The organism is Pseudarthrobacter sulfonivorans (assembly GCF_031454915.1).
Lineage (GTDB): Bacteria > Actinomycetota > Actinomycetes > Actinomycetales > Micrococcaceae > Arthrobacter > Arthrobacter sulfonivorans_C.
This window is the reverse complement of sequence record NZ_JAVDRS010000009.1, coordinates 111469-136233: the sequence shown is the minus strand read 5'-3', so window position 1 is coordinate 136233 and position 24765 is coordinate 111469. Positions and strand designations below refer to the sequence as shown.

Annotated in this window: 22 protein-coding genes; 13 read left to right on the top strand and 9 right to left on the bottom strand. The window is 64.1% G+C overall.

What is annotated here, in order from left to right; translation table 11 throughout:
- Positions 1-196: 196 nt before the first annotated feature.
- Both J2808_RS18550 and J2808_RS18545 read left to right on the top strand, forming a co-directional pair.
- Positions 197-1315: a PrpF domain-containing protein gene (locus J2808_RS18550; RefSeq protein WP_309819593.1), complete on the top strand. Its 1119-nt coding sequence runs from the start codon at positions 197-199 to the stop codon at positions 1313-1315.
- A 12-nt stretch (positions 1316-1327) separates the two neighbouring features.
- A complete protein-coding gene (locus tag J2808_RS18545) occupies positions 1328-2770 on the top strand; it encodes an SLC13 family permease (RefSeq protein ID WP_309819590.1) in 1443 nt (480 codons plus the stop codon).
- A 221-nt stretch (positions 2771-2991) separates the two neighbouring features.
- Here J2808_RS18545 and J2808_RS18540 read toward each other — a convergent pair whose 3' ends face one another.
- The 4 genes from J2808_RS18540 to J2808_RS18525 all read right to left on the bottom strand — a co-directional run bounded on the left by J2808_RS18540 (position 2992) and on the right by J2808_RS18525 (position 7153).
- Positions 2992-4473 carry an NAD-dependent succinate-semialdehyde dehydrogenase gene (locus J2808_RS18540; RefSeq protein WP_309819588.1) on the bottom strand — a complete coding sequence of 494 codons (1482 nt, stop codon included), beginning with the start codon at positions 4471-4473 and terminating at the stop codon, positions 2992-2994.
- A gap of 93 nt (positions 4474-4566) precedes the next feature.
- Complete coding sequence (locus tag J2808_RS18535; RefSeq protein ID WP_309819587.1) at positions 4567-5076, bottom strand: flavin reductase family protein; 510 nt, start codon at positions 5074-5076, stop codon at positions 4567-4569.
- Between the two features lie 5 nt (positions 5077-5081).
- Positions 5082-5525, bottom strand: a complete 444-nt coding sequence (locus tag J2808_RS18530; protein ID WP_309819586.1) for an ester cyclase — start codon at positions 5523-5525, stop codon at positions 5082-5084.
- Positions 5522-7153 (bottom strand): BCCT family transporter, encoded by a 1632-nt coding sequence (locus J2808_RS18525; protein WP_309819584.1) that lies wholly within the window; start codon positions 7151-7153, stop codon positions 5522-5524. The genes J2808_RS18530 and J2808_RS18525 overlap by 4 nt, the downstream gene beginning before the upstream one ends.
- A 186-nt stretch (positions 7154-7339) precedes the next feature.
- Between J2808_RS18525 and J2808_RS18520 the strand changes: the two genes are divergently transcribed.
- From J2808_RS18520 to J2808_RS18490, 7 genes are all read left to right on the top strand, one after another.
- Entirely contained in the window at positions 7340-8032 is a 693-nt protein-coding gene (locus J2808_RS18520; RefSeq protein ID WP_309819581.1) for a GntR family transcriptional regulator, read from the top strand.
- 102 nt (positions 8033-8134) lie between these two features.
- Complete coding sequence (locus tag J2808_RS18515) at positions 8135-8743, top strand: amino acid synthesis family protein (protein WP_309819579.1); 609 nt, start codon at positions 8135-8137, stop codon at positions 8741-8743.
- Positions 8740-9294: an amino acid synthesis family protein gene (locus J2808_RS18510; RefSeq protein ID WP_309819578.1), complete on the top strand. Its 555-nt coding sequence runs from the start codon at positions 8740-8742 to the stop codon at positions 9292-9294. Before J2808_RS18515 ends, J2808_RS18510 begins: the two co-directional genes overlap by 4 nt.
- Before the next feature lie 12 nt (positions 9295-9306).
- Complete coding sequence (locus J2808_RS18505) at positions 9307-10047, top strand: alpha/beta fold hydrolase (protein ID WP_309819577.1); 741 nt, start codon at positions 9307-9309, stop codon at positions 10045-10047.
- Positions 10037-11524: an aldehyde dehydrogenase gene (locus J2808_RS18500; protein ID WP_309819575.1), complete on the top strand. Its 1488-nt coding sequence runs from the start codon at positions 10037-10039 to the stop codon at positions 11522-11524. The genes J2808_RS18505 and J2808_RS18500 overlap by 11 nt, the downstream gene beginning before the upstream one ends.
- Positions 11525-11529: 5 nt before the next feature.
- A complete protein-coding gene (locus J2808_RS18495) occupies positions 11530-11787 on the top strand; it encodes a tautomerase family protein (RefSeq protein ID WP_309819571.1) in 258 nt (85 codons plus the stop codon).
- The gene (locus J2808_RS18490) at positions 11787-12854 is read left to right on the top strand and encodes an LLM class flavin-dependent oxidoreductase (RefSeq protein WP_309819568.1); all 1068 of its coding nucleotides are present in this window, start codon (positions 11787-11789) and stop codon (positions 12852-12854) included. Before J2808_RS18495 ends, J2808_RS18490 begins: the two co-directional genes overlap by 1 nt.
- Before the next feature lie 177 nt (positions 12855-13031).
- Here J2808_RS18490 and J2808_RS18485 read toward each other — a convergent pair whose 3' ends face one another.
- The 4 genes from J2808_RS18485 to J2808_RS18470 form a co-directional block, all read right to left on the bottom strand.
- Positions 13032-14366 carry an MFS transporter gene (locus J2808_RS18485; RefSeq protein WP_309819566.1) on the bottom strand — a complete coding sequence of 445 codons (1335 nt, stop codon included), beginning with the start codon at positions 14364-14366 and terminating at the stop codon, positions 13032-13034.
- Positions 14367-14483: 117 nt separating this feature from the next.
- Complete coding sequence (locus tag J2808_RS18480; RefSeq protein ID WP_309819564.1) at positions 14484-15692, bottom strand: cytochrome P450; 1209 nt, start codon at positions 15690-15692, stop codon at positions 14484-14486.
- 28 nt (positions 15693-15720) lie between these two features.
- Entirely contained in the window at positions 15721-16692 is a 972-nt protein-coding gene (locus J2808_RS18475; RefSeq protein ID WP_309819561.1) for a PDR/VanB family oxidoreductase, read from the bottom strand.
- A 100-nt stretch (positions 16693-16792) separates the two neighbouring features.
- Positions 16793-17530 (bottom strand): IclR family transcriptional regulator, encoded by a 738-nt coding sequence (locus J2808_RS18470; protein WP_309819559.1) that lies wholly within the window; start codon positions 17528-17530, stop codon positions 16793-16795.
- A 183-nt stretch (positions 17531-17713) separates the two neighbouring features.
- Here J2808_RS18470 and J2808_RS18465 point away from each other — a divergent pair, with 183 nt between their 5' ends.
- The 3 genes from J2808_RS18465 to J2808_RS18455 all read left to right on the top strand — a co-directional run bounded on the left by J2808_RS18465 (position 17714) and on the right by J2808_RS18455 (position 22131).
- Positions 17714-20407, top strand: a complete 2694-nt coding sequence (locus J2808_RS18465) for a PEP/pyruvate-binding domain-containing protein (protein ID WP_309819556.1) — start codon at positions 17714-17716, stop codon at positions 20405-20407.
- 162 nt (positions 20408-20569) lie between these two features.
- Positions 20570-21610, top strand: coding sequence for a Gfo/Idh/MocA family protein (locus J2808_RS18460; protein ID WP_309819554.1), 1041 nt, complete (start codon positions 20570-20572; stop codon positions 21608-21610).
- A complete protein-coding gene (locus tag J2808_RS18455; protein ID WP_309819552.1) occupies positions 21607-22131 on the top strand; it encodes a DUF427 domain-containing protein in 525 nt (174 codons plus the stop codon). Before J2808_RS18460 ends, J2808_RS18455 begins: the two co-directional genes overlap by 4 nt.
- A gap of 25 nt (positions 22132-22156) precedes the next feature.
- Here the strand turns inward: J2808_RS18455 and J2808_RS18450 are convergent, their stop codons facing one another.
- Positions 22157-22936: a type 1 glutamine amidotransferase domain-containing protein gene (locus J2808_RS18450; RefSeq protein ID WP_309819550.1), complete on the bottom strand. Its 780-nt coding sequence runs from the start codon at positions 22934-22936 to the stop codon at positions 22157-22159.
- Between the two features lie 168 nt (positions 22937-23104).
- Here J2808_RS18450 and J2808_RS18445 point away from each other — a divergent pair, with 168 nt between their 5' ends.
- Entirely contained in the window at positions 23105-24727 is a 1623-nt protein-coding gene (locus J2808_RS18445) for an esterase/lipase family protein (protein WP_309819548.1), read from the top strand.
- Positions 24728-24765: the final 38 nt, after the last annotated feature.

The window sequence follows — 24765 nt, the reverse complement described above, 5'->3', positions numbered from 1 at the left end:
GACACTGAGGGAGGCCATCAAGGCCATGGTTGGCGGACATCAGGAAATTTCGTTCAACCAGTTCCCTGCTGTCTCAAGTGATTGAAGAGAGGCTACATCCCCCCTAAATTATCCAACATTGTCTTCATATGTGATCCAGATCAATCTCTTAACAGGCGCCCAAGAGAACTGACGGCACAAGGAGATGTGGATACTCATGAAGATCGAAGCCGAATGGATGCGCGGAGGCACCAGCAAATGCTGGGTCTTTGAAACCGGACATCTGGACCAAACCCGCGCCAACCTGGATGACTTGCTGCCGCGGCTGTTCGGCAGCCCGGACTCAAGACAAATTGACGGTGTTGGCGGTGCAACCTCGACCACCAGCAAAGCCATGATCCTCCACCGGCCTGCCGACCACGATATCGATGTCGATTTCACCTTCGCCCAGGTAGGTATCGAAGAGGCAGCCGTGGACTGGGGCAGCAACTGCGGGAACTGCTCCGCAGTTGTTGGCCTCTACGCGATCGAGAAGGGATGGGTGGTCCCTACCGGGAACACCACACGTATCGTCACCCGAAACACAAACACGGGCCAGATCATCGTCCAGCTCATCCCCACACCCGCGGGCGCCCTACCCATCGTTCCGGATGCGCACATGCCCGGGGTAGCGTCAGCCGGCTACCGGGTCGGTCTCGGGTTCAAGGATCCGGCCGGCAAGACCACTGGAAAGTTGCTGCCCACCGGTGAAGCGACCGACACCATAGTTGCTGGTGGTACCCGCTGGACTGTCTCGATGGTTGACGCCGGGGCGCCGGTGGTGATTGTTCGTGCTGAGGATCTGGGACTCGACAGGGCCCGCTACGACAGCTGGGTCGCCGGGGTGGAATTGCAGCTGGAAACGCTGGACCACATCCGGCGTCAGGCAGCCGTCCGGATGGGGTTGGCACCAACAGTTGCGGAAGCTGCCCGCGCCGTACCCAAACTCGCCATCGTCGCATCCCCCACCCCGTCGGATCCGGACTGCGACGTCAACGTCATGATGCTCTCGATGGGCAAGCCCCACCCGGCCCTGGCCATCACCGGCAGCATCGCCCTGACGCTCGCAGCCCGCACCCGGGGCACCGTACTCAACGCCATCACCGGCGACACACCGGGCGGAAACCTGAAACTTCGCACGCCTGCAGGCGTGATCGAAACCTGGAGCGAGGAACGCGACGGATCCCTCCTGGTCGGGGTCGACCGTACAGCCCGCACCATCGCCACCACCATCATCCATCTACCTGAGGCACTCGGCAGGGCCGTCGAAGCCTCCCTGGCATCAGCCACTCAATGAGGAGACACCACCATGGCTAAGACCGCTTTCCAACCTGCTCCCCCAGAGAGCGACATCCAGGACCGCCGCTCCAAGCATCCGAACCGTCGCCGCCGTATCCTTCTGGTGACGGTAGCCGCTTCTGTGATCCTGGGTCTGGTCGCCCTCCTGTTCGGGGGTGTCCTCTTCAACCCGGCGGCCACCCCTGAATCGGAGCCGACTATGACCGCGACCCAGATCATTCCGCTCGTCATACTCGTGGTGATGTTCGTTGTCGCCACGAAGTGGCCACTGAACATCGGGGTCATGGGGCTGGTTGCCTCCTTCGGCGTCGGCTACTTCATGCTCGGAATGACCGACAAGGAAATACTCGCGGACTTTCCCGCCAACATCGTGATCACCATCATCGGAGTCACCTACTTCTTCAGCATGGCCCAGAGGAACGGGACCATCGACATCATCGTCCAGAACTGCGTGCGGCTCGTCAGGGGCAAGACGCTGCTTCTGCCGTGGGTGTTCTTCCTCCTGGCCGCATCGCTCACGGCACTGGGCACCTTCTCCCCTGCCGCCGTCGCCCTGCTGGCCCCGGCGGCCATCGGATTGGCGTACGAATCGCGCATCCACCCCGTGCTAATGGGCGCATTCATTATCAACGGGGCCCACGCCGGCGGATTCTCCCCGCTTTCCGTGGCGGGCGTCCTGGTGCACGACATCGCACTGGACAACGGATTTCCCATCTCCCAAGGCGGGCTGTTCGCAGCCAGTTTCGCCCTCAACCTGGTCCTCTCAATACTGACCGTTGTGCTGTTTGCCCTCCTCGGCAAACTACGCGACGGTGCCGGCCAACACGCCGATCTTGACACCACCCAAATCAGCCGTCCTCACGGCCAGCAGATCCTCACGCTGGCTTTGATTGCCGCAATGCTCGTGTGTGCCCTGGGCTTCCACATGCCGATCGGTTTTGTCGCTCTCTCCGCAGGTCTCCTCCTGGCGCTGGTCAACATCAAGGAACACCGCACCTTCATCAGCGGCGTCTCCTGGTCGACCGTACTGCTCGTGGCAGGCATGATCACCTACGTCTCCCTCCTCCAGCACGTGGGCGTCATCGACACTCTCGCCGAGCAGGCCCTTGCGCTCGGTGCGCCACTGCTCATCGCCTTGGTCCTCTGCTACGTGATCGGCGTCGGCTCTGCCTTCGCCTCCTCCACGGCCCTGCTGACGGCGTTCATCCCCCTGGCCGGTCCCCTGCTGGCGACGAGCGCGCTCAGCGCCTCGGGAACAGTAGCGGCTCTGGCCATCGCCGCCACCGTCGTTGACGTCTCGCCGTTCTCCACCGACGGCGCCCTGGTTGTGGCCAATGCCCGTGAGGACGACCGGCAGCGCGTCTACAAGCAGCTGATGATGTACGCCGGCGGAGTGGTCCTGGTGGCCCCGGCACTGGCCTGGGCCCTGCTGGTTCCCACGGGCATCATGTAGCAGCCAGGACTGACGGCCGGTCCAGCTGCCCGAATACCGCCGACCTAACAGGTCGGCTGGCGTACGGGGCCGCGCCCTGCAATCCATCGCAACAGGTAGCCCGAAGGACGGGCGCAGGAGCGCAACCCCTACGCAACGAAGGCAGGGCCACCCCTCACAGGTGGCCCTGCCTTCGTCACTCCTGACCAAGCCCGCAGTGCTGCGGTGGCAGCGACGCCGGATCAGCGGGCGTAGGGGTCGTTGATGCCGATGTATTGGGTGGTGGTGTATTCGGCGATGCCTTCGGTGCCGCCTTCGCGGCCGAGGCCGGATTGCTTGACGCCGCCGAAGGGTGCGGCGGCGTTGGAGATGACGCCGGCGTTGAAGCCGACCATGCCGAATTCGATTTGTTCGGCTACGCGCAGGAGCCGGTTGAAGTCGCGGCTGTAGAGGTAGGAGGCGAGGCCGTATTCGCTGGCGTTGGCAAGCCGGATGGCGTCCTCCTCGGTGGTGAAGGTGGTGACGGGGGCGACGGGGCCGAAGATTTCCTGGCGGAGGATCTCGGCGTCGTTGGGGACGCCTCCGAGGACGGTGGGCGGGTAGAAGTAGCCGGGGCCGTCCACGGGTGTGCCGCCGGTGATGGCGGTGGCTCCTGCGTCGACCGCGGCGGTCACGAGGGCGTGGACGTCGTCGCGGGCTCCGGCGTCGATCAGGGGTCCGACCTGGGTGGTGGGGTCGGTGCCGCGGCCGGTGGTGAGGGCGCCCATGGCGGCGGCGAATTTGCGGGTGAATTCCTGGGCCACGGATTCGTGGACGAGGAAGCGGTTGGCGGCGGTGCAGGCCTCGCCCATGTTCCGCATTTTGGCGGCCATGGCCCCTTCGACGGCGGCATCGAGGTCGGCGTCTTCGAACACGATGAAGGGGGCGTTCCCGCCCAGTTCCATGGAGGTCCGCAGGACGTTCTGTGCGGCGTCGGCCATGAGGCGTTTGCCCACCGGGGTGGAACCGGTGAAGGAAACCTTCCGCAGGCGCGGATCGGCGAGCAGCGGGCCGGAGATTCCGGACGCCGAAGCGGAGGAGACCACGTTCAGGACGCCGGCGGGCAGGCCGGCGTCGAGCATGGTCTGGGCGAAGTACTGGGCGGTGAGCGGGGTGAGTTTGGCGGGTTTGAGGACCATGGTGCAGCCGGCGGCGATGGCGGGGGCGACCTTGCGGGTGGCCATGGCCAACGGGAAGTTCCAGGGGGTGATGAGCAGGCAGGGGCCGACGGGTTTGTGCTGGACGAGGATCTTGTTTTTGCCCTCGGGGGTGGTGAGGTAGCGGCCGTAGTCGCGGACGGTTTCTTCGGAGAACCAGCGCAGGAACTCGGCCCCGTAGGTGACCTCGCCGCGGGCTTCGGGCAGGGGTTTGCCCATTTCCAGGGTCATCAGCAGCGCGAAGTCCTCGGCGCGTTCGGTGACCAGGTCAAAGGCCCGGCGCAGGATCTCGGCCCGCACCCGCGGCGCGGTCCGCGCCCAGGAAGCCTGCACGTTATCTGCGGCGTCCAGCGCGGCCACGGCATCCGCGCTGGTGGCAGAGGCGAGGGTCGCGAGCACCTCCCCGGTGGCGGGGTCATGGACATCGAACGTGCCGCCGTCGGACGCGTCCCGCCACTGCCCGCCAATCAGCAGACCGGTCGGAACGGTGTCCAGGAGGCGGGTTTCCTGGTCGATGGAAATACTCATTGATGCTTCTTCCTCATTCGGGTGGGGTTTCCGGTGCCCAGGCTGGTCGGGGCCGGTTTCGACAAGCTCACCCTCCGGGGTGGCAGGGGAGAATCAGGGCAGCTCTGCCAGCGCACCGCCGTCGTAGAAGTGCGCGGCCCGGTAAATGATGGGCTCTTTGTCGGCGACGGTTACGTGGCGCACGCGCCCGATGAACACGGTGTGGGTCTTGGCCTGGAAACGCTCCCGGATCTCGGCCTCGAGGGAGGCTGCTGCGCCGGCAATCAACGGTGACCCGTGCGGCGCCGGCGTCCATTCGACTTGGTCAAACTTGTTGTCGCTCTTGCCGGCGAAGATCCCGACGACGTCCTTCTGGTCGTTCGCCATGATGTTGATGCCCAGGTGCGTGGCCCTAAACAAGGAGGGGTGCGTGCTGGAACTGTGCTGGACACAAACCATCACCATGGGCGGGTCGTAGGAGATTGAGGCGTAGGCGTTCACACACAGGCCGCGCGGCTCGCCGTCGTCGTCCGTGGTCACCACCGTGACACCCGTGACGAACTGTTTGTTGAAGGCGCGGACCAGTGACGGGTCAACGTCGGGGGCAACAGCGGGTGCTGTCATGTCGTTCATTCTGACTCCAATGAAATGATGCCGAGGGCGGAGAGAAGCTGGCGCGGATCCCAGGTCACGTGTTCGGCAACAACCTTGCCGTTGTTGAATACGCAGTGGTTGGATCCAAAGGTCTCCACGGTGCGCCGGGTAGACGGAACACCAAGGAATTCGTGCTGGTGGGTACCGGTGCTGTGCCAGAAGATGGCCATCTGGTCGCCCTCTTCGATGACCGCATCGATGGTGGTGTGCAGGTCCGGGAAAGCAGAGCGCGAGGCCTGGATGGTCTCCATGAGCTGCGTGGACGACTGGCTGCCTCTGGATCCGGCGGAGTGGCGTTGGTACGCCGGGTCGAGCAACTGCTCCAGGAGCGTGGTGTCACCTTCGTTCCAGGCCGACGACCAGGCCTGGGCCACGGCTGATCCACGGGTTGAGAGGCCGGTTGTGGGTGCGTTGCTCACTTTTCTCCTTCTTCCTTGCGAGTGGTTGGTTCTGGAGTTGCCAGGTTTTTGAGGGGTGCCATGGCGAGAATCTCCGGATCCCGCCGAAGCTCGATCATCAGTGAGACTGCGAGCAGGACAACAATGACGGTGAAGGGGGCGGCGGAGAGGATGACCGCCTGTTGAAGCGCCGCAAGTCCGCCGGCCAGCAGGAGAACAACGGCTGTTAGTCCAGTGACTGCGCCCCATACAACGAGCACCGGGCGCTTGGGGGTAAGAACGCCCTTGGTGGAGAGCATGCTCAGGACGTAAGTATTGGCGTCTGCGCCGGAGACGAAAAACAACACAACCAGGATGATGGTGACGGCTGAGGTGATGCCCGTAAGGGGAAGCTCGCCGAGCATGGCGAAGAATGCGGAGTTGACGTCCGCCGTCGCTGCTTTTCCGATGGCTCCGTCGCCGGTCATGTCGCTGTGGATCGCGGTGCCGCCAAAGACGGTGAACCAAATGAAGAAGACGAGACTGGGGACGCCGAGGACTCCGATGATGAACTGGCGAATAGTGCGGCCGCGGGAGATCTTGGCCAGGAAGACGCCGACGAAGGCGCCCCAGGCGATCCACCAGGCCATCATGAAGTACGTCCACCACTGCATCCACTGCAGTTCAGAATCACTCTGCGGCGTGATGAGGCTCATCGAGAGGAAATCGTTGGCGTACCGGCCAATGGATTCGAAGAACAGGTTGCTGATGAAGTTGGTGGGACCGGTCACGAGGACGAAGAGCAGCAGGCCCACGGCCAGGACCATGGTGGTCTGGCTGATGTAGCGGATGCCGCGGTGGACGCCGCTGAGTGCTGATGCGGTGAACAGGACGGTGATGATGGCGATGATGCTGATCTGCGTGGCGGTGCCGCCGGGGAGGCCAAAGACGCTTTGCATGCCATTGTCGATCTGAGCTGCACCAAGGCCCAGCGAGGTGGTGGTTCCAAAGAGCGTTGCGATGATGACGAGGACGTCCACCGCTTTGCCGCCCCAACCGTCTGCGGCCTTGCCCAGGATTGGACGGAGCATGGTGGAAACGAGCGTGCTCCGGTTGAGCCGGTGTGTTGAGTAACCAATGGCAAGCCCGAAGACGGCGAACACTGCCCAGGCGTGAAGGCCCCAGTCAAAGAAGCTGAACTGCATGGCGCGGACAGCCGCGTCCCGTGAGCCGGCATCTGCCAGGCCATGGGGAGGGGCGACAAAGTGGGAGATCGGTTCTGCAACGCCGTAGCTGATGAGTCCGACACCCATCACCGCTGACAGGATCATTGCCAGCCATGCGTAGGTGGGATAGTCCGGCCTCGACGTTGCGGGGCCAAGCCGGAGTGTGCCGTAACGGCTGCACATGATGTATACCAGCAGCCCGATAAGGCCGAGGGTGACCGCCAGGTACCCCCACCCGACGGACCCTGTAACCCAGTTCAGGGCGGCCGTCATGGTGGTGTTGAGGCTGTCAGTGAATGCAGCCGCCCAAATCACGAAGGCGGCAATAAGTCCTAGGGAGATCCAGAAGACGGATCCTAAGCGCTGGGGAGGAATAACCGGTTGGGGAGCGTTGCCCTGGGCCTCAACGGGCGCCGGCGGAACGCTGGTGGATGTCTGTTCCATACAACAGACGGTAGATCCTTAATGTGACGCAGGTCAATAGCTGGTGAAAAATTGCGTGTTCCAGATCATAGATTGGCGGTAAGTTCCGTTTGTTTGCGGGTATTTATGGCCGATCGCCGACCGCGCAGAATCTGTTGTATGCAAGTCCTTGACGGACTCGAATCGTGCCGTGTAGCGTTATCTACCATGCAACAGAGTTCGAAGCGGGCCTCAAAGGACGAGATCATCCAGCTGCCGGTGCCGCCCCTGCTGGACCGGCTCCGCCAAGTGGTGCTCAGTGGTGACTACCCGGCGGGCACGGCGCTCAGTGAAACGATCCTGGCCCAGGAATTCAATGTCAGCCGTACTCCTGTACGGGAGGCCCTGAAGCAACTGCAGGCTGAAGGTCTTGTGGAGATCAGGCCTAAGGTCGGGACGTTCGTGCGGGAACCAAGCCGCCGCGAAATCGTCGAGATGTTCCAGCTCAAAGAGATCCTGGAAGGCCTCGCTGCCGGCCTGATGGCACGTCGTGGTCCGGTACCGGAGCTCACAAAACTGGAGGCCAACATTGAAGCCTCAGAGGAGGCAGCGCAAAACGGCGACTCCGAAACCTATGCCCGGCTTGTCCATGAGTTCCACCAGCTCATCGTCGATGGAAGCGACCACCGCAAGCTGGCCGAGCAGTACCGGACGCTGATGAACCAGCTTGCGTACTACCAGCGCCTCGTTGCGAGCACCGTCGCGCACCCGGGACGCATCTCGCGGTCAGTGGCCGAGCACCGCAAGGTGGTCGCCATGATCCAGGCCAAAGACGCCATGGGCGCCGAGTGGGCGATGCGTGATCACGTCGTCACGTCGGCCCGCGAGGTAGCAACGGAGCAACACCAAGCCAACGGCTGAAAAGCCCGCCTTTTTCTACTACTGCCAGGAGCTAGTTATGTGCTTTTCCATCTTTCACGCCTTCGGCGCCGCCGGAGCTCCAGCCAATTGCGGGCCCGAATCATGAACGATTTGAGTTTGGGAATCCGCAAGATTGTCTTTTACAGCGAAGAGATCCTGCTCGAGAACGGCCTCTCCCCCGCCGTCCCCGCGGTGCGTGCCACGGCAGCGGCCGTGGTCACCAACCCCTGGCTCGGCGGAAGGGCCACCGACGACCTGAACGAGGAAGTCATCAAGTTGGCCCCGGTCCTGGCCCGCAAGCTCACCGACGTGCTCGCCAGGGAACTGGGCGGCGTGGACGCCATCCAGGCCTTCGGAAAAGCGGCGATTGTCGGCACTGACGGCGAGATTGAACATGGTGCGGCCCTCATCCATACACCGTTCTTCGGCAACCTCGTCCGGGAGTACTTCGACGGCGAATCCATCATCTGCTTCGCCGATGACAGGGCCGACGCCGGCGCTTCGCTCGTTGTGCCCCTCTGGCACAAGAACGCTGCGGCCACCCGCACGCACTACCAGACCATCACCACCCGCATCAGTGATGCTCCCCTGCCCGGGGAGATTGTCGTCGCCCTCGGCGCATCAACCGGACCCCGCCCACACTCACGCATCGGGGACCGGCTCACGGACCCCGTCGTCAAAGCAGACACCCTAGGAGAACTAATTTCATGAGCATCCGCAAAATTGTCACATTCACCGAAGACATCCTGATCGAGGGCGGCCGCGAGGTCGCACCCAACGCACGGGTCGCCGTCGTCGCCGCTATTATCAAGAACCCGTGGGCGGGCCAGGGATTCGTCGAGGACCTTTCAGCCGGAATCGACGGCAACGCCTCCGACATCGGCGCCCTGCTCGCCCCCCGCGTGCTCGAAGCCCTCGGCGCCCCCGCCGAAGCGTACGGCAAAGCCGCCATCGTGGGCCTCAACGGTGAAATCGAGCACGGTTCCGGACTCATCCACACCCTTGCCTTCGGAAACCACTTCCGTGACGCTGCCAACGCCACCACGCTGTTGCCAGCGGTTGAAAAGCGGGGGCCGGCAGGCGTTGTGTTTGATATTCCGCTCAAGCACATCACGGACGCGACCATCCGCTCCCACCACCAGAGCATCGAGGTGCGCATCAATGACGCACCTCACGCCGACGAGATCGTGATCGCACTGGCCGCCGCAGCTCAGGGACGCCCCCAGCAGCGCCTCGCCGCGTTCAGCACCGAAGCGAAGTAGGAGACTGCCCTCGTGAGCCGCCCCCGCATCGCACTCATTCACGGAGTTGGCCTCGACGGGTCGATGTGGGGGCCGCTCCGTGAATTCCTCGAACCCGAATACGACGTTCAGGTCCTCGAACTCCTAGGCCACGGAAACCGCGGACACATTGCGCCCAAGGGTGTGTCACTTGCCGAGCTCGCCGCCGACGTCGCAGAGCACCTGGAACCGGGCACCCATGTCGTGGGCTTCTCACTCGGCGCCCTCGTCGCTCAACACCTGGCGCGATTCCGGCCTGATTTGGTGGCCTCCCTGGTTTCCGTCGCATCGGTATGTGACCGTACATCCCAGGAGCACGCTGCGGTGATGATTCGCCTGGCCTCAGCGGCATCTGACTTTCCCGCGACGGTGGAAGCATCAATCTTGCGGTGGTACCCCGAAGGGTCCTCCGTTCCGGCCGAATTGGTCCAGGCGACGAGGGAAGTACTGCTTCGCAACCACCCCCAATCCTTCCTGGCCTGCTATCGCGTCTTCGCAACCGCAGACGCGGAAATCGCCCCCGAACTCCCTCGGATCAGCGTTCCGTCCCACGCCGTGACGGGTGAACTGGACCCGGGCTCAACACCGGAGATGAGCGCCCGGCTCGCCGCGGCCATCCCCGGCTGCACGTACTCCGTCATTAGCGGGGCCCGCCACATGATGCCGGTGGAACGGCCCCAGGAACTCGCCACCACCCTCACTGCTTTCATCAAGGAGCATTCACATGTCCACTGATCGCCGCTACGAGCACTTCATCAACGGAGAGTTTGTTCCACCGTCGTCCGGGGAATACTTCGAGAGCACCAACCCGGCCACGCTGGATGTGCTGTACCGGGCCGCCCGAGGCAACGCCGCCGACGTCGAGCGGGCTGTGGCAGCCGCCGCGGCTGCCTTCGAAAACCCCGCCTGGCGGGACCTCAGCCAGACCAAACGCGGGCACCTGCTCCGCCGCCTGGGCGATCTCGTGGGTGAGCATGCGGACGAACTCGCCCGCATGGAGTCAGAGGACAACGGCAAGCTCCTGCGTGAGATGCGCGCCCAGCTCGCCGCGATGCCCGAGTACTACTACTATTACGCCGGGCTGGCGGACAAAATCCAGGGCGACACCATTCCGGGCTCCAGCCGCGCAATGCTGAACTACACCCTGCGCGAACCCCTCGGCGTGGTCGGGGCCATCACGCCCTGGAACTCGCCGCTGACGCTGACCACCAGCAAGCTCGCGCCGGCCCTCGCCACGGGCAATACCATCGTGATCAAGCCGTCCGAATACACCTCGGCCACCGTCCTGCGCCTCGCGGCGCTGGCCGACGAAGCAGGCTTCCCGCCCGGAGTCATCAATGTGGTCACCGGATTCGGCGCGGAAGCCGGCGCCGCGCTCGTCGAGAACCGGCGGCTGGCGAAGATCTCGTTCACCGGCAGCACCGCCACCGGCGCACGCATCGCCTCCTCCACCGCGTCCCGCTTCATCGGCTCGACGTTGGAACTGGGCGGCAAGTCGCCGAACATCGTTTTTGCTGACGCCGACATCGCCAATGCGTCCATGGGAGTGGTGGCCGGGATCTTCGCCGCGGCCGGCCAGACCTGCATCGCCGGCAGCCGGGTGTTCGCCCACAAGTCCGTCTACGACGAACTGCTGGAGCGGGTCGCCAACCGCGCACGCAGTATTGTCATCGGTGATCCGCTCCTGGACGCCACCGAGCTTGGGCCGCTTGCCTTCGCAGACCAGCGGGACAAGGTCGCCAGCTACGTCGATCTCGGCGTCTCCGAAGGCGCCACCGTCCTGACCGGCGGCGGGCGGCCCAACACCGGCCTCAACGGCTACTTCTTCGAACCCACGGTGCTGACCGGCGTTGACAATTCCATGCGCGTGGTGCGGGAGGAGATCTTCGGCCCCGTCGCGGCGATCATGCCGTTTGAGACGGAGGACGAGGTCCTCGCCCTGGCCAACGACACCAGCTACGGGCTGGCCGCCGGGATCTGGACCACCAACCTCTCCCGGGCGCACCGCATGGCCAGCCGGCTCGAGGCGGGCACCATCTGGGTCAACACCTACCGCACCATGTCCCCGCAATCACCGCGCGAAGGCTTCAAAACCAGCGGAGTCGGCGTCGAACACGGCATCGAAAGCATCCGCGAATACACCCGCCTCAAGAGTGTCTGGATCAACACCGACGAGTCCCCCCTGGCCGACCCCTTCATCATGAGGAGCTGAACACCTTGCCTCTTATCGAAGTCTCGATTGCCCGGGGCCGGACCCCCGGGCAGCTCCGCTCCCTCATCGGCGCGCTTCACCGCGCAGCTGAAAACTCCGTGGGCGCAGCACCGGAAAACACCACCGTCATCATCCGGGAAATTGAACACGAACACTGGTCCCGCGGCGACCAGACCATCGCCGAACGTAACGCCGCCGCCCAGGGCGCGGCACCCGCCACCCTGGCGCCGGCAGACACCGCCGCAGAACAAAGGAGCCACTAATGCGTTTTTCCCTCTTCGCCCACATGGAACGCTGGGACGAGGCCGTCTCTTACCAGGAAAGCTTCGAGAACCTGACGGAACTCACGCTCATCGCTGAAGCCGGCGGGTTCAGCACCGTCTGGATTGGTGAACACCATTCCATGGAGTACACCATCTCCCCCAGCCCCATGCCCCAGCTGGCGTACCTGGCGGCGCGCACAACACGCATCCGGCTCGGTGCCGGAACCATCATCGCGCCCTTCTGGAACCCGCTCCGTGTGGCCGGCGAGACTGCACTCCTGGACGTCATCAGCAACGGCCGGATGGAAGTGGGCCTGGCACGCGGCGCCTACCAGTTCGAATTCGACCGCCTTCTGGGCGGCATGTCCGCGGTGGACGGCGGCAAGCACCTTCGCGAGCTCGTCCCGGCCGTGCGCGCGCTCTGGGAAGGCGACTACGCACACGACGGCGAGGTCTGGCAGTTCCCTACCTCGACCAGCGTCCCCAAACCCGTGCAGAAGCCGACCCCGCCGATGTGGATCGCCGCCCGCGACATCTCCTCGCACGAGTTCGCCGTCGCCAACGGCTGCAACGTCATGGTCACGCCGCTCATGAAGGGCGACGAAGAGGTCGAAGACCTTACCAACAAGTTCAACACCGCCGTGGAGAACAACCCCGGCGTCCCCCGCCCGGATCTTATGGTCCTCCGCCACACACACGTCCACGCCGCCGACGAGCCCGAGGGATGGCGGCGTCCGGCCGAGGCTATCCAGAAGTTCTACCGCACGTTTGATGCCTGGTTCGGAAACAAGACCACACCGAAGAACGGGTTCCTTGAGCCCAGCCCTGCAGAGAAGTTCGCCGACCGGCCGGAGTTCACACCGGAGTCCTTCCACCGGACGGCCATGATCGGCACTCCCGACGAGGTTATCGAGCGGCTCCGCCACTACGAGGCCCTCGGCGTGGACGAGTTCAGCTTCTGGGCCGACAACAGCCTCACCCACGCGGAAAAGAAGCGCTCACTCGAGCTGTTCATCGAGCACGTTGTGCCTGCCTTCCAGGAGCAGCCCGCCACCGCGGCCCGCTGAAATACAAGTGGCTGAACCACAACGATGGTTCACCTGTCTGCAGGCTGGAGCCGCTTCCGGGATGACCGGACGGGCTCCAGCCTGCAGTGCGTCGGATAGCCGGCGTCCGCAAGCAGTGAGGCGTCAATGCCGCCTCACTGCTTGCTGCCTGTCGGTGTCCTTTACCCGGCGCGGGCCCTAGGAAACCTTGACCAAGCCAGGCTCGATCGGAGTTGCCTTCGCGGACAGCGACCAGACCGCAGCCATGGCCAGGGCGGACGCGATCAGCGGCAGCCCGAAGAGCATAAAGATGTTCTCGGCTTTCCAGCCTCCGGCCAGAAGATAGCCCACAACGATGGGTGACACGATCGAGACGAGCCGCCCGATGCCGACCATCCACCCGATGCCCGTTCCGCGGAGGGCAGCGGGAAAGAGGCCAGGAGTGGTGGCATAGAACCCGGCGACGTTTGCCGAGGTGGCTACACCGAGAATTGCGCCGATGATGATGGCCATGGACGTCTGGTTAAACGCCATGCCGAACACGGCGTAGATCAGCGCGGAGACCAGCAGCGACCCGAGGAGCAGGTGGCGGCTGCGAAGGAACACGGCCAGGATGCTGAAGATAAAGCAGCCGATGATGCCGCCGAAGTTTACGGCCAGGCCCATCGTCACGCCCAGGCTGTCGTCTCCGGAGGAGGTGGCGATGAGTTTGGGGGTCCAGGTGCTGGCGAAGTAATAGGCGGCGATCATGAGGCCGTAGCCGGCCCAGAGCAGGACGGTCTGAACGGCCATCCGCCCGGACAGCAGGTCTTTGATTCCCTGTTGGGCGTGTTGATCCTGTGGCAGTTCGGGAAGTTCGGCCAGCGTGGGGCGCCGCATTTGCACGAGGATGGCGTTGACTTTGGCAAGGGCGTGGCGGGGGCGCTTACTGAGCAGGTAATCCAGCGACTCCGGAAGGAACCGCCACGTCACTGCGAGCATCAGGACGCTGGCTACAGCACCGACGACGAACACTGACCGCCAGCCGAACTGCGGAATGAGCGGTCCGGCGATGAAGCCACCCAGGGTTGCGCCGATGGCGAATCCTGCCGTGTACAACCCGAAGATACTCCCCCGGCGTTTGTCCGATGAGTATTCCGAAACAAAGACGTTGAGGTTCGCGATCATGCCTCCGATACCGAGCCCGGCAAGCACCCGGTAGGCCATCAGCTGCACGACGTCGCCGGCGAAGACGGAGAGCACCATGCCTGCACTGACCAGGACCAGGGCGGCCAGCATCATGCGGCGCCGGCCGATCTTGTCGGAAGACGGGGTCAGAAAAAGGGAGCCGGCTGCCATGCCTACGAGGCCGGAGCTGAGCAGAAACCCGAGAGTAACGGGGTCAAGGTTCCAGGCCTTGGAAAGTGACGGCGCTGCGTACGCGGCAACTGCCACGTCCATGCCGTCTATCAGCATCAGGGCGATGGCGACGGCGACCGCCCTGATTTGGAGCCTGCTCATAGGTGCTGTGCGGAGTTCGTTGAGTATGTCCATGTTTACGTCCTTGTAAATTGGGCGCGCTGAACCGGCAGCCGGCAGCGGCTGTCCTTTTGCTGGCGTTGTATCTGGTTGTGGGTGGGGTGGTGCGCGTGCGGTCTTTCCGTCCTGTGCTCAGGCGGTCCGGACGCGCACAGGCAGGGATTCCCAGGCCCGCAGCGTGTTGTTGTGGTGCCTGCGGGTTGGTCCGGAGATTTCGAGGGAGGTGACCCTCTTGGCCAGGGCGTTCAGGATGGTCGATGCCTCCAGTCGGGCAATGTGCTGGCCCACGCATTGGTGGATGCCGAACCCGAAACCGACATGCCCGGAAGGGTCCCGGTTAAGGTCGAAGGCATCCGGGTTTTCCCAGCGCCGCGGGTCCCGGTTGGCTGACCCGAGGAACATGAGGATCTTGCGGCTCTCGGGGATACGCGTGCCGCCGACTTCAATGTCCCGGGTGGTGGTCCGGAAGAACGTCTGGACAGGTGATTCGAGCCGGACGGCCTCGTCAAAGGCAGTGCGGGACAGCGCGGGGGTTTTGCGCAGCATCGCCCACTGGTCAGGATGGGCGGCGAAAGCGTGAAGCACGGCTGCCAGTCCGTTCACGGTGGTGTCCACGCCCGCTGTGAGCAGCGAGCGGACGATCAGGGGCGCCTGGGCGGCGGTGATGTCTCCCCTGTCTGCGGCGGCCCAGATTTGTGCACCGAATCCATCCGTGGTCAGGACCTCGCGAGCGCATTGGGCAGCTATCGCGGCGGAGAGTTCGGCTACGCGCGGTGCGCCCTTGGCCACGAGCTCGTTTGGCGGACCGAAGGCGTTGAAGGCGTGGTCCCCGTACGGCAGGAGGTTTTCCCTGCCCGCCTGCGGTATTCCCACGGCGTCGGGAAAGACCCGGAGGGGGAACGCCTCGGCAAGGTCCGTTACGGCGTCGAACGCTTCACCTTTTGCCAGCAGGTCATCGACCAGTTCCTCAGCGTCCGCGGCCCAGGAGTCGGCCAGCCTGCGGATCTCACGGGGCCCGAGGATTTTGGTGAGGACCGCGCGGGGCGCGTCGTGGTGGGGCGGGTCGGCTTCGAGCAGCAGGCTCGGGGGACGCCACGGCACTTCGGTGCGGAAGTTGCTCAGTCCAACTCCGGCCGCCGACTGGAAGGTTTGCCAGTCTGTCAGGGCGGCGTGCACTTCGTTGTAGCGGCCCATGGCGAAGACATCGTATTTGTCCAAATGGACCACTGGACCGGCGTCGCGGAGGGCAGCCTGGAACGGTAGCGGGTCCTCCAAAATGTCGGCACTGAAAGGGTCGACGTCCCGGACTGGTCTTTTGAGCGTGGCAGGGGTGATGGTCATGGTGGGTCCTTTCGCAGCAGGCTGCGGGTTACAGGTCAAGAACGAGTCGGTCGCTGCAAGAGCGTGAGACGCAGGGGAACATGCAGTTCCCGGATGCACGGTCCGCGTCGTTGAGGATGGAGTCGCGGTGGTCCGGTACACCCGCCAGAACGGGGACCTCGCAGGTTCCGCAGGTACCCTCCCGGCATGAGGTCAGGACATTGACGCCGGCATTTTGCAGCGCATCGAGGATGCTGACGTCGGGCGACACTGTCACCGACAATCCGGCCCGGGCGAGCTCCACCTCGAAGGGAACGTCGCGTGCATGGGCGCCCTGGGCCTTGGCGGCGAAATGTTCCAGGCGCAGAAGGCCCGCGGGCCACGCGGCACAGTGGCGTTCGACGGCGGCAAGCAGCCGCTGCGGGCCGCACACGTAGACCTTGGTGTCCGCTGAAGGGCCGTCGATCAGTTCCTCCAGTTGGCTGGGACCCGACTCGTCTTTGGGCAGGACCACAACGTGGTCTCCGTATTCCGCAAGTTCGTCAAGGAAGGCCATGGTGCTCCGTGCCCTGCCCAGGTACAGGAGTTTCCAGTCCGCGTCGAGCATCTCCGCCTGCTGGATCATGGGCAGCATGGGGGTGATGCCTATCCCACCGGCGATAAACACATACTTTTCGGACGGTACAAGCCGGAAATTATTCCGCGGCCCGCCCAAAGCCAGCATGGTTCCCTCGGTGAGTTCTTCGTGGATATACGCGGATCCCCCACGGCCTTCCGCTTCGTGCAGGACCGCGATGCGGTAACTCTGGGCGTCCCACCGGTCCCCGCACAGGGAATACTGGCGGTTGACGCCGGACGGCAGCACGACGTCGACATGGGATCCGGGTGTCCAGTCAGGCAGCCTGCGCCCGTCAGGATGGGCCAGTGTCAGGGCGACCACTTCGTCAGCGGCCCTCGTCTTCGCCGTCACGATCAGCTTGACCTGTGACGGGTCAGGTACGTCATTCTTTCCGGTGAACATCTCGGCTCCTTTGCTCGCTGTGTTCTCCTCACATGCTGGCTTGGAAGTGACGCCCGTAACTATGCGATTCTCAATGGTTGAGAGGAAAGCGCGGAGCGGACTAGGGGTTTGGCGGTGCCGGGTACTTCATTGCCCGGGAAACGGCGCCCGAGGCGGCCTGAAGGACGGCGATGCGGGACCGTGCCGTGTCGTCGTTGGGCACAATGATTGCCAGGGCAGCCACCACCTTGCCCGCAGGGTCCCGGACGGGCACGGCAACGCCGGTGGCATCCGGGTGGAGGTGGCCGGCGAGCAGTGCATACCCCTGCCGGCGCACCTCCGCCAAGGCAGACCTCAACTGCGAGGAAGTGCTGATCGTCTTTTCGGTGAAAACCTCCAGAGGCCGGGCCATGATGCGCTCCTGTTGCGCGGGCGGGGCGTAGGCCAGCAGAAGCAGCCCGGAGGACGAGGCGTGAAGGGGCAGCCGGCCGGCGACACGCGTGTAGTTAATGACCGCCCCCGGCGCGGTCAGACGTTCCACGAAGAGCACCTCATCGCCTTCCATAAGTCCGAGCTGGATGTGCTGGCCAACAATGGCATGCAGGTCTTCCATGACAGGCAACGCTGCTTCCCGCAGACTCAGTGTTGGAGACGCCCGGGAAACTACTTCCCACATGCGGACCCCAATCCGCACCTTGCGCTCCTCGTCGCGCTGGAGCCAGCCGAAGCTGCCCAGTTCCTCCACCAGCCGGGAGGCCGTGGCAATGTGCAGACCGGACCGGCGCGCAATCTCTGTGACGGTCAATGCCGTATCGCCCGGCCCGAAGGCTTCTACGATGCGGACGGCTCGGGAGAGCACAGACTCTCCCCCTCGGGTTCGGGGCATGTTCTCCAGCTTCCGCGATCGTTATCCTCGTGTCGAGCGTACTGGCGCAAAGTAGGGCATTTCGCCCCTTTGCCCCGCCCGCCGTCGGGACTAGCGTGATCCGCATCAGCGTCCACCGCCATCGAGGAAGGTGCGGACAACGGCTAGGAGCAGGACATGGCTTCAGTAAATCCCGGTCCGGAGCGGGGCCGTGTCGAAATGGGCCTCGTGGTTGATTTCAGCCAGCTGGCATCGGCGTCGCTGGCCACAGCGGGCGGGAAGGCCGTCAACCTCGGCCGGCTTGCCGCTGCGGACTTTCCGGTTCCGCCGGGTTTCTGCCTGACCACGGCCGCCTACCGGCAGGCCGCACCCACGGAAATGGACGCCATCGCCGCCCGCCTGGACGGAGCGGAAAGCGTGGACGTCGCCGGCGGACTGCAGGAACCAGACCGGAACGGGCTCTCGTGGCGTGGCCGCGAGATGATGGCGGCAGCGCCGGTACCACCCGACGTCGAGGCCGCCATCCGCGATGCCTATGCAACGATGGGCAGCGGGCCAGTGGCGGTGCGTTCGTCCGCCACCGCCGAAGACCTGCCCTTTGCCAGTTTCGCAGGGCAGCAGGACTCCTTTATGGACGTGGTGGGAGCCGACGCCGTTGTTGAGGCCGTCCGGCGCTGCTGGGCGTCCCTCTGGACGGACCGGGCGGTTGCCTACCGCACAACGAACGGGATCAGTCACCGTGAGGTGGGCCTCGCCGTCGTCGTTCAACGCATGGTCCGCGCAGACACGGCCGGCGTGCTCTTCACGGCCAATCCGGTGACAGGCACACGGACCCAGACAGTCATCGATGCCAGTCAAGGGCCGGGACAGGCGGTGGTGTCCGGCGCGGTGAACCCGGACCATTTCGTGGTGGAGACGGCATCGGGCCGGATCCTGCAGCAGACTCAGGGCGGGGCGCCCAGCCTGACCGTGCCGCAGCTTCGCGAGCTGACATCCCTCGGGGACCGCGCCCAGCGGCTTTTCAGAGTCCCCCAGGATGTGGAATGGGTGATCGACGACGCCGGCAAGGCCTGGCTGACCCAGTCGCGGCCCATCACCACGCTGTACCCGCTGCCGGATGACGATCCGCTCGGCGGGCAAACCGGCACCGACGGCACGGCTGACGCAGCCTCCGGCGGTGATACGCGCGTTTACCTGTGCGGCACGCTGCTCCAGGGCCTCACGCGCCCCATCACGCCGATGGGACTCTCCGTCCTGGGCCTCATGAGGGGCAACAAAGGACCGTGGAAATACGTGAACCCGGGATTGCGGATGTACATCGAACTGACGCCGCTCATCCGCAACAAATCCGGCCGCAAGGCATTGGTGAGGATGCTGCCGCTCGCGGACGGTCGGTCAGCCGCGGTTCTCCCCGCTCTCCTGGAAGATCCGCGGTTCAGTGTTGTCCGGCGTCCTCGGAATGAATCCGGCCGCAAGGGCAATACCGCCTCCGCCCGGACGCAATCCAAGGGCGCTGAAGGCACCCAGAGCCTGGGCCTGTTTGTAGGGCTCATTCCCTCCATGGCCCGGGCCCTGTTGTGGCCGGAACGGGAACTGCGGAGGGCGCGGCGGTATCAGGACCAGCTCGCAGCCGCGTTGGCCCTGCGCCTGCCGGCCACTGCGGCCAGGCGCCTCCAGCACACTGCGGACATCCTGGCCACCACCGTCAACGGGTTGATCCAGGCCACACTGCCGGCTCCCTCCGTGGGATACCTGATGCTGGCCGCGGCCCGGCGGTTGCTGCGTGGAATTGCCAAGCCGCGTGAACTTGAGGCTGTCCTTCGCGGGCTTCCCCACAACGTGACCACCATGATGGATTTGGAGCTGTGGCACCTGACCGAGTCCCTGGGCAGGGATCCTGAGGCCCGCCGCGCGTTCACGGAACTGAAGCCTGAAGAGCTGGCTTCCCGCTACAGGGCGGGGACGCTGCCCGCCGCTGCCCAGTCCGGGCTGCGGGCTTTCCTGTCAAAGTACGGTCACCGGGCCGTGGCGGAGATCGATTTGGGGATGCCGAGGTGGTTCGAGGAACCGGACCACCTCCTCGGAATGATCTCGAACTATCTCCGCGTGGAAGATCCCGGCCAGGCGCCGGACCGCCAATTCGCCGGGGCCGCTGACCATGCGGAGGCCCGGATCAGGGAGTTAGTGGCGCGGGCCCGGGCGAAAAGCCGGTTGCGGGGGCACCTGGTGTCGTTGTGTTTGCGCCGGACACGGCAGCTCGCCGGCCTGCGGGAATTGCCCAAGTTCTATATCGTGCTGGTGCTCGCGGAGATGCACCGGCAGCTCAGGGAGGTCGGCGCCGAACTGGTCGAAAACGGAGCCCTCGACGCAGCCGGTGACGTGTTCTTCCTGGATTTCGAAGAACTGCGTGTGGGCCTCCGCGGTGCGGACCTGAAGGGAATCGTCGCCGGCCGCCGTCGGCTGTACGACGTCGAACTCAGGCGGCGGCGCATTCCGCGCCTTCTGCTCTCGGACGGCACAGACGTCGAGGCCGCCGTGATGCCCCCACCGGCTGCCTCGGAACGCCTCACGGGGACGCCTGCCTCTGCGGGCACCGCCACCGGAAAGGTCAGGGTCATTATGGATCCGGTGGGCGCCCACCTGGAACCCGGGGAAATTCTGGTGGCCCCCTCCACTGATCCCGGCTGGACGCCGCTTTTCATGACGGCGGGCGCCGTGGTGATGGAGATGGGCGGAGTCATATCGCACGGAGCGGTGGTGGCCCGGGAGTACGGTATCCCCGCAGTGGTGGGTGTCGCGGATGCCACCACACGGCTGCGCGATGGCCAGAACATCACGGTGGACGGCGCCGCCGGAACTGTGACGTGGTGAGGTGCGCCCGGCCCTCTGTCCTCTGGCCCCGGGTTCAAGATCGGCAGCCTGGACCCCGCCCCTCGAGGGGATGAAACGCCGGGGCGTCGGTCACATGACGCGCGTGCATGAGACGCACAACACTTCCCAGGCGCGGTAGGTTTTGTAAAAAAGGAGAGTTCAATGAGCGTGAAATTGCGTTGGGGCGTCCTGGGCACCGCCCGTATCGTCCGCAAGACAATTCCGGCGTTGCAGGAAACGAATAACGGTGAGGTCGTGGGCATCGCTTCCCGCACCGAGGAAAAGGCCAGGGAGTACGCCGACAAGCACGGCATCCCACAGTCGTTTGGCTCCTATCAGGCGCTGCTCGCTTCCTCGGACATCGACGCTGTCTACATTGCGCTGCCGAACGCACTGCACCTTGAGTGGATTCTAAAATCCCTGGACGCAGGTAAGCACGTCCTCTGTGAAAAACCTTTGGCCATGAGCGCGGCCGAGTGCGCGGAGATCAGACGCAGGTCCGACGAGACCGGGCTCAAAGTCCTGGAAGGCTTCATGTACCGTTTTCACCCGCGTTTCGAGAAGCTGCAAGAGCTGCTCGCGGCCAATGCGGTGGGCAAACTGACATTTATCCATGTCGGTCACTCCTTTGATGCGGGTGAAGACGACAACATCCGCTGGTATGCCGGGCTCGGCGGCGGCGCACTTTTCGATACGGGTTGCTACTGCGTCAACATGAGCCGGATGGTCACGGCTCAGGAGCCGGTTCACATCGCCGCCTTTGGCAACTACCGCGATGCCAGCGACGGAGGTCGAATCGACACCAGCATTGCGGGCATGCTGCGCTTTCCCGGCAGCGCCACCGCGCTTTTTGATACGGGAGTGAACCTCGAGCGCCGCAACTTTTTGGAACTCACGGGAACCGAGGGCAGGCTCTATCTCGACAATCCTTTTGGGCTCTTGGAAGAGGATTCGGTCCTGGAGGAGCATCACTTCGGGCAGGACACGATCTATCACAAGGTCAGGGGCGAAAACCACTTCGTACGGATGGGCGAACACTTCGCCGACAGCGTCCTGAACGGTACGCCGCTCCGCTACGATCTCACGGACGCGGCAAACAACGCGCACGTGTTGGAAGCACTCGACAGGGCAGCGCGTCAACAAGAGGGAACGTCTGCACCGGGACCACGTTCTGGCGCCGGACCAGGGAGCATTGGGACATGACCCCTGCCCACGGTGTTTCGGCCTTTCGGCGTCCCCAGCCCATCAAACCCAAGGCCGGTCAGGAATCGGTGTGGGACTACCCGCGCCCACCAAGGGTCGAGCCACGATCCGAACGGGTCATCGTGCGCGTGGGCGGGCAGGTGATTGCCGACACCACCGATGCAGTGCGGGTCCTGGAGACGAGCCATCCGCCTGTCTACTATTTGCCACTGGACGCATTCCCTGCCGATGTTCTCGTCCCGGTCGAGGGCACCAGCTTCTGCGAGTTCAAGGGAGAAGCGCACTACTTCGACGTTGTTGCCGGCGGTGTCGTCGTTCCCCGTGCCGGGTGGACCTACCCGGAACCCACCCGCGGTTTCGAGGCGCTCAGCACCCGCGTGGCCCTGTACCCCGGCCGCACGGACTCCTGCGAGGTCAACGGCGAGCAGGTGACCTCGCAGGATGGTGACTTCTATGGCGGTTGGATCACCGGGCAGATCGTTGGTCCGTTCAAGGGCGGCCCGGGCACGGCCGGGTGGTGAACAGATCGCTCTTGCGCGCCTAAGACTAGTGCTCGGTGCCTGCCGCAGCAGCCTTCCTGGCGTTCTTCTCGGCGTCCTTTCCGGCGCGTACCGCCTCCGCCTCGTGCTGCTCCTCAGCCTTTTCCTGGTGGATGACTTCAGCGAAGAGCTTCTCCATCTCCTTGGCCACGCCGGCGGCTGAGGCCGGGTTCTGGCCGGTCACCAGCCGGTCGTCAACCACCACCTTTTCCTCAAAGACACCAGCCGCGACGTGGGTGGCGCCCTGCTCCACAAGCCGGTCTGCCAAGAAGAACGGGATGACCTTGTCCTTGCCTGCGGCAACCTCCTCTTCATTGGTGAAGGCGGCGACTTTCCTGCCCTCGACGAGCCGCAGCCCGTTGGCCAGTTCCACGTTCAGCAGGCCGGCCGGTCCATGGCAGACCGCGCCCACCAAGCCGCCGGCGTTGTAGATACTGGCTACGAGGTTTTGCAAGCCCTCGCTGTCCGGGAAGTCCCACATGGTGCCGTGGCCTCCCACAAGGTAGACGGCATCGTACTGGCCGGGATCAACCACGTCGACGCGGGCTGTGTTGTAGAGCCCGGCGCGCGTGGTTTCGTCCTCCGTGAAGGCAACCTGGATGGGATCTTTTGAGTCCACCTCGTCGCGCGGGGGCTGTCCGCCCTTGATGGATGCGAAGTCGACGAAATGCCCGGAATCCTTGAAGACCTTCCAGGGATGTGCAGCCTCGGCCACGTTGTAGCCGGTCTTTTCTCCCGTATCGCCGATCTCGGAAACGCTGGTCAATACCATGAGGATTTTCTTCATGAAATGCTCCTATCGTCCACGTTCCACCCTACGCCTAGCCAAAGACAGGCCCTCAAGCCCAGTAACGCCGGCGTAACGGGCATAGTGCTGCAATCGCCGGAAGGGGGCGTTCTGCGACCGGCGCACCCGGTCTGGCGCTGCTTGCTTATGAACGAAAGGCCCAGGACCATGAGCTATGAACAGGACGACGTCAGGCTCCCCATCATCTATGTCCGGGGTTTTGCCGGCGGCGCCATAGAGGGTGCCATAGAAGACCCGTTCTACGGCTTCAGCACCGGCTCGGTCCATGTTCGAGCCAACCGTAGGGGCGATCCGACATTCCACCAGTTCGAATCCCCGATGCTGCGGCTAATGTCGGACATGAATTACGAAGTGCGGGTGCATGGAGACCAGAAGAGATATCTGGATCAGGCCACGGATAAGGACATTCCCGCGGCCACAATCTGGATCCACCGTTTCTACGATGTCTCAGCTTCAAGCATTGAAGACGACCCGGAGAAGTTTTCCCTGGAGCAGGCAGCCATAAATCTGTTCGGCCTGATCAAGCTTGTCCGGCTCAAAACAGGCGCCCCGAAGGTCTTCCTCGTAGCCCACTCCATGGGCGGGCTCATCTGCCGTTGCCTGCTTCAGCGTGTCATCCCCGAAGCCGACGTCGACGAACAGGGCGGGCATAACCCGCGGGCCGGGGAGAAGTACGTCGCCAGCCTCTTCACGTATGCCACGCCCCACGGGGGAATCCGGTTTGCCGTAGGCGGCGGTTTCCTCGAGCGCCTCCGCGACTTCACCGGACTCTTTGGCGCAGACGTCTTTGGACCTGACCGGATGTACGAGTACCTCACGCCGGATTTCCAAAAGGATCAGGAGCCGCGCCGCCGCTTCAAAGGCACCGTAATCCCCGAGGACGGGTATTCCGTATCGAAAATCTTCTGCCTTGCCGGGTCGAATCCAGGAGACTACAAGGAGCTGTTCGGGCTTTCCTCCCGGGCAGTAGGAGCCAAGAGCGACGGGCTGGTCCAGCTTGAGAACGCGGTGATCGAGAAGGCCCACTCTGCAATCGTCCATCGCAGCCACAGCGGAAGATACGGCATCGTCAACTCAGAGGAGGGCTACCAAAACCTATACCGCTTCCTGTTCGGGGACCTTCAGGTCACCTTGGATCTGATCAACGCCGACGTCGGCCATCAGGACGACTCTGATCTGGAGTTCCAACTGGACATGGGGCTGGCGATCCGAGGCCTGCCGGTGCTGGTACACGAACAGACCGCAGCCCACCACTGCCCGGTCCTCGTGGAGCGGTTGGAACAGGGCGAACATCCGGTCGATCACCCCAGGCCCCTGCTGACTACTTTCCTGTCCTCGAAGGCGCCGCGGCCCCTGGATGAGGACGGAAACAGAGTTTCCACACTGCGTCATGTCCTGAACCTTCGGCTCATGTCGATCCGGGAAAAAGACGACGACAAGACCGACTCGGATCATGGGGAGTCCAGCATCGATATGCGGGACCACCTGGAGCAGACGGCTGACTGGGAAGACGCGCTCGTGGTCGACATCTTGCCAGGAGATGGGGAATCCGAGCTTCCGAAGGCGTGGGCGGCCTGGACAAGTACCCTCGCCAGGCCCGTCCGCCTCTGGAAACCAAGGGAAGAAGGCGAAGAGGCTCTTGTGGACGTGGAGCCGGACGTCAAGGACATGTGGGTCGGCGAAGTCCGCGTTCCCTCCATTGCGCGGCGGCTGCTTGGAGCTAAAGCCTTAATCCGAATAGCAGTCACTCCCCGGACCAAGGACTTCTGAGCTGGACCTCCCGGCACCGTAGCCCACCGAGGTTCTAC

Excerpts from the sequence above, each read along its gene's own strand:
- J2808_RS18445 (WP_309819548.1), top strand. The coding sequence starts at position 23,105 with ATGAGCTATGAACAGGACGACGTCAGGCTCCCCATCATCTATGTCCGG.
- J2808_RS18550 (WP_309819593.1), top strand. The coding sequence starts at position 197 with ATGAAGATCGAAGCCGAATGGATGCGCGGAGGCACCAGCAAATGCTGG.
- J2808_RS18475 (WP_309819561.1), bottom strand. The coding sequence starts at position 16,692 with ATGTTCACCGGAAAGAATGACGTACCTGACCCGTCACAGGTCAAGCTG.
- J2808_RS18540 (WP_309819588.1), bottom strand. The coding sequence starts at position 4,473 with ATGAGTATTTCCATCGACCAGGAAACCCGCCTCCTGGACACCGTTCCG.
- J2808_RS18545 (WP_309819590.1), top strand. The coding sequence starts at position 1,328 with ATGGCTAAGACCGCTTTCCAACCTGCTCCCCCAGAGAGCGACATCCAG.
- J2808_RS18455 (WP_309819552.1), top strand. The coding sequence starts at position 21,607 with ATGACCCCTGCCCACGGTGTTTCGGCCTTTCGGCGTCCCCAGCCCATC.
- J2808_RS18510 (WP_309819578.1), top strand. The coding sequence starts at position 8,740 with ATGAGCATCCGCAAAATTGTCACATTCACCGAAGACATCCTGATCGAG.
- J2808_RS18535 (WP_309819587.1), bottom strand. The coding sequence starts at position 5,076 with ATGACAGCACCCGCTGTTGCCCCCGACGTTGACCCGTCACTGGTCCGC.
- J2808_RS18460 (WP_309819554.1), top strand. The coding sequence starts at position 20,570 with ATGAGCGTGAAATTGCGTTGGGGCGTCCTGGGCACCGCCCGTATCGTC.
- J2808_RS18525 (WP_309819584.1), bottom strand. The coding sequence starts at position 7,153 with ATGGAACAGACATCCACCAGCGTTCCGCCGGCGCCCGTTGAGGCCCAG.
- J2808_RS18480 (WP_309819564.1), bottom strand. The coding sequence starts at position 15,692 with ATGACCATCACCCCTGCCACGCTCAAAAGACCAGTCCGGGACGTCGAC.
- J2808_RS18500 (WP_309819575.1), top strand. The coding sequence starts at position 10,037 with ATGTCCACTGATCGCCGCTACGAGCACTTCATCAACGGAGAGTTTGTT.
- J2808_RS18515 (WP_309819579.1), top strand. The coding sequence starts at position 8,135 with ATGAACGATTTGAGTTTGGGAATCCGCAAGATTGTCTTTTACAGCGAA.
- J2808_RS18485 (WP_309819566.1), bottom strand. The coding sequence starts at position 14,366 with ATGGACATACTCAACGAACTCCGCACAGCACCTATGAGCAGGCTCCAA.
- J2808_RS18520 (WP_309819581.1), top strand. The coding sequence starts at position 7,340 with ATGCAACAGAGTTCGAAGCGGGCCTCAAAGGACGAGATCATCCAGCTG.
- J2808_RS18465 (WP_309819556.1), top strand. The coding sequence starts at position 17,714 with ATGGCTTCAGTAAATCCCGGTCCGGAGCGGGGCCGTGTCGAAATGGGC.
- J2808_RS18490 (WP_309819568.1), top strand. The coding sequence starts at position 11,787 with ATGCGTTTTTCCCTCTTCGCCCACATGGAACGCTGGGACGAGGCCGTC.
- J2808_RS18450 (WP_309819550.1), bottom strand. The coding sequence starts at position 22,936 with ATGAAGAAAATCCTCATGGTATTGACCAGCGTTTCCGAGATCGGCGAT.